General features: G+C 63.4%; 4 protein-coding genes and 1 pseudogene. All 5 read right to left on the bottom strand.

Features of this window, described 5'->3' with window-relative positions:
- The coding region (locus EOA75_RS30855) for a site-2 protease family protein (protein ID WP_206517077.1) at positions 1-290 on the bottom strand (290 nt) is incomplete at its 3' end.
- A gap of 103 nt (positions 291-393) precedes the next feature.
- Positions 394-1,209, bottom strand: a complete 816-nt coding sequence (locus EOA75_RS30850) for a phosphatidate cytidylyltransferase (RefSeq protein ID WP_127325925.1) — start codon at positions 1,207-1,209, stop codon at positions 394-396.
- Positions 1,210-1,219: 10 nt separating this feature from the next.
- Positions 1,220-1,951: pseudogene (locus EOA75_RS30845) on the bottom strand (isoprenyl transferase); the annotation flags it as partial.
- 20 nt (positions 1,952-1,971) lie between these two features.
- A complete protein-coding gene (gene frr, locus EOA75_RS30840; protein WP_082953689.1) occupies positions 1,972-2,526 on the bottom strand; it encodes a ribosome recycling factor in 555 nt (184 codons plus the stop codon).
- Between the two features lie 88 nt (positions 2,527-2,614).
- On the bottom strand, positions 2,615-3,337 hold the full coding sequence (gene pyrH / locus EOA75_RS30835; RefSeq protein WP_066992639.1) for a UMP kinase: 723 nt from the start codon (positions 3,335-3,337) through the stop codon (positions 2,615-2,617).
- Positions 3,338-3,352: the final 15 nt, after the last annotated feature.

Here is a 3,352-nt window from a genome sequence, read left to right as displayed (position 1 = left end):
TCGGTGCTCGGCTGGCTCGATGTCGCGTTCATGTCGCCGACGAATTTCACGTAGCCGCCAAGCGGAATGGCGCAAAGCTTCCAGCGGGTGCCGTGGCGGTCGTTGAAACCGAAGAGCTCCGGGCCGAAGCCGATGGCAAAAGCCTTGACGCCGATGCCGCACCAGCGGCCGATGAGGTAGTGGCCCATCTCATGCACGAACACCACGACGGTGAGCACGAACAGGAACGGCACAAGGGTGCCGAGGACAAAGCCTTGCGTGCTGAAGAGCGCGTGAAGAATCTCGTTCAAGTCATGCCCTCAAAATTCGCCCAGCGCGACAGTCCGCCGCGACTGTGGCATCAATCCGGGCGAATCCGTGGCACGCGTCGTTTTCGCCCATTGGCGACGCCAGTCAGTTCGGAAACAGCCCCATTGCCGGATGGTCGGCGCCCGCCGCAATCCAACCGATGACGTACAGGGCGAACGCAGCCGCGACAAGCCCGTCCACCCTGTCCATGACGCCGCCATGGCCGGGAATGAGATTGCTCGAATCCTTGCAGCCGTGCCGGCGCTTGACCCAGGATTCGAACAGATCGCCGATCTGCGAGACGATCGAGAGCGCCAAGGCGACGAGGCCAAGCATAGTGAGATTGCCGGCCCCGGCCGCGATTGCCAGCACCAATCCGGCAGCGATGCCGCCGACAGCGCCGCCAAGCGCGCCGCTCTGCGTCTTGCCGGGCGAGATCGATGGCGCAAGCTTCGGGCCGCCGACCCTGCGGCCGACGAAATAGGCCGCTATGTCGGTCGCCCAGACGACCGCGAACAGGAAGAGGATGGCGATCAATCCTGAGTGGCTGTCCCCGCGCAGATAGGCGAGCGACAAGCCGGACAACGACGCGTATGCCAGCCCCGAGGCCTCCCACTGCGCTGCTCCCCGCAGTCGCGCGGCGACAGCGACGACAGCAGTGACGGATGCGACCAGAAGCAGCAGCCACAGTGCCGGCAGACCGGCGATCAGCGCACCAATGAAGACCAGAATCAGCACTTCCGGCAGAAAGCCGAGCGTCGCACCGTTCTCAGCGCGCGACATGCGCGTCCATTCGTAGAAGATCAACGCCGCGATCGCCGCACACAACAGGCGGAACGGCAGCCCGCCGAGCCAGGTGAGCGCAAGTGTGGCGGCTGCCATCACGATGGCCGAGATGACACGCTGCTGGAGATTGCTCATCGATGCCGCGCTACAAGGCGAGGTCGCGGGCGGCGAGCCCGCCGAAACGGCGTTCGCGGCCGGCAAAGTCGCGCAGGGCGTCGGCCAAGTGCTCCCGGCTGAAGTCCGGCCAGTAGCAAGGCAGGAAGACGAGCTCGCTGTAGGCGGCCTGCCACAAGAGGAAGTTCGACAGCCTGAGCTCGCCGCTGGTGCGGATCACGAGGTCCGGATCGGGAATGCCCTCGGTGTCGAGCGCGCCGGCAAAGCTCTCCATCGTGATGGCGTCGGTTGTCATTTCGCCGCGAGCCACGGCATCGGCGAGCTTGCGCGCGGTGCGCACGATCTCGTCGCGCCCGCCATAGTTGAAGGCGATGACCAGGGTCAGCGCCTCATTGCCCGCGGTCAGCGATTCGGCCTCCTGCAGCAGGCCTCTGATGTCCGGCTGCAGCCCTTCCCTGTCGCCGATCACCCTCACCCGCACGCCGTTTTGGTGCAGCTCGGCGAGATCCCGGCGGATGAAGAGCTTCAGGAGGCCCATCAGGTCGCTGACCTCGGACTTCGGCCGCGACCAGTTTTCAGAGGAGAAGGCGTAGACCGTCAGATAGGAGATGCCGAGCTCTGGCGCGGCGCGCACCGTCTTGCGCAAGGCTTCGACGCCGGCGCGGTGGCCGGCGAGCCTCGGCATGCCGCGCGCCTTGGCCCAGCGTCCGTTTCCGTCCATGATGATCGCGACATGCGCGGGGGTTGTCATGGTCTCGCTTTCGAGCCGGTGAGAAACCGACCCTAAACCTGCATGATTTCAGCTTCCTTATCGGAAAGCAGGTGATCGATGGTGCTGATCATCTCATCGGTCAGCTTCTGAACCTGGTCGGAGCGCTTGCGATGATCGTCTTCGCTGATCGTGCCGTCCTTTTCCGCCTTTTTGAGGAAATCCATGCCGTCGCGACGGACATGGCGAACCGCGACGCGGGCGTTCTCCGCATAGCCGTGCGAGATCTTGACCAGTTCCTTGCGGCGCTGCTCGTTGAGTTCGGGCAAAGGAATCCTCAGATTGGTGCCGTCGACGATCGGATTGAAGCCAAGATTGGCCTCGCGGATAGCGCGGTCGACGGCGCTCACCATCGATTTGTCCCAAACCGATACCGAAATCATCCGCGGCTCCGGAACCGTGACGTTGGCCACCTGATTGATGGGCATCGTCGTGCCATAGGCATGGACCTGCACGGCGTCGAGCAGGTTGCTGGAAGCGCGGCCGGTGCGCAGCGAAGCGAGATCGTGCTTGAAGGCCGCGATCGCCCCGTCCATGCGCCGCTTGAGATCGTCGTACTCGCCACTCATGATCATCTCCTCGACCCGTTCGCCGGGTTCAATGCTTGTCTTCTAATCTCGACCGGACCGGCGATCATTCAGCCGTCTTCGGCCCCAGTCAATTGTCCGCGACGATCGTGCAACGGCCGCCGCCTCTTAGAATTTCGCCGAAACCACCTTTTTCGTGGATCGAATAGACGATTATCGGAATGTTGTTTTCACGCGCAAGTGCAATCGCGGCCGTATCCATGATCGTAAGCCCGCGTTTGATGACTTCGGCATGACTTATGCGGTCGAAGCGCACCGCCTCCGGATCCTTCTTCGGGTCGGCCGAATAGACGCCGTCGACCTGCGTGCCCTTGAACAGCGCGTCGGCGCCGATCTCGGCGGCGCGCAGCGCTGCGGCCGAATCGGTGGTGAAGAACGGATTGCCGGTGCCGCCGGCAAAGATCACCACCTTGCCTTGATTCATATAGGCGGTCGCCTGGCGCTGTGAAAAACTTTCGCAGAGTTCCGGCATGGCAATGGCCGAAAGCACCACGGCGTCGACGCCGATTTTGTTCAGCGAGGTGCGCAGCGCCAGCGAGTTGATGACGGTGGCGAGCATGCCCATGTGATCGCCGGTGACGCGGTCGCCGCCCTTGGAGGCGACGGCCACGCCGCGGAAGATGTTGCCGCCGCCGATCACGACTCCGACTTCGACGCCAAGCGCCCGCGCCTCGGCAATGTCGGCTGCGATACGGTCGACGACCGAGACGTCGATGCCGAAATGCTGTTCCCCCATCAAGGCTTCGCCCGAAGCTTTCAGCAAGACACGTCGATAGAGGGGCTTCACCGTCATCTGGTTCCTCGAAAA

The organism is Mesorhizobium sp. M1A.F.Ca.IN.022.07.1.1 (assembly GCF_003997575.1).
GTDB lineage: Bacteria > Pseudomonadota > Alphaproteobacteria > Rhizobiales > Rhizobiaceae > Mesorhizobium.
The sequence above is the reverse complement of the archived record's forward strand: the minus strand, read 5'-3'. Positions and strand labels throughout refer to the sequence as shown.

What these genes read in the sequence shown, in the direction of transcription:
- EOA75_RS30850 (WP_127325925.1), bottom strand. Translation starts at nt 1,209, where the DNA reads ATGAGCAATCTCCAGCAGCGTGTCATCTCGGCCATCGTGATGGCAGCC.
- frr (WP_082953689.1), bottom strand. Translation starts at nt 2,526, where the DNA reads ATGAGTGGCGAGTACGACGATCTCAAGCGGCGCATGGACGGGGCGATC.
- pyrH (WP_066992639.1), bottom strand. Translation starts at nt 3,337, where the DNA reads ATGACGGTGAAGCCCCTCTATCGACGTGTCTTGCTGAAAGCTTCGGGC.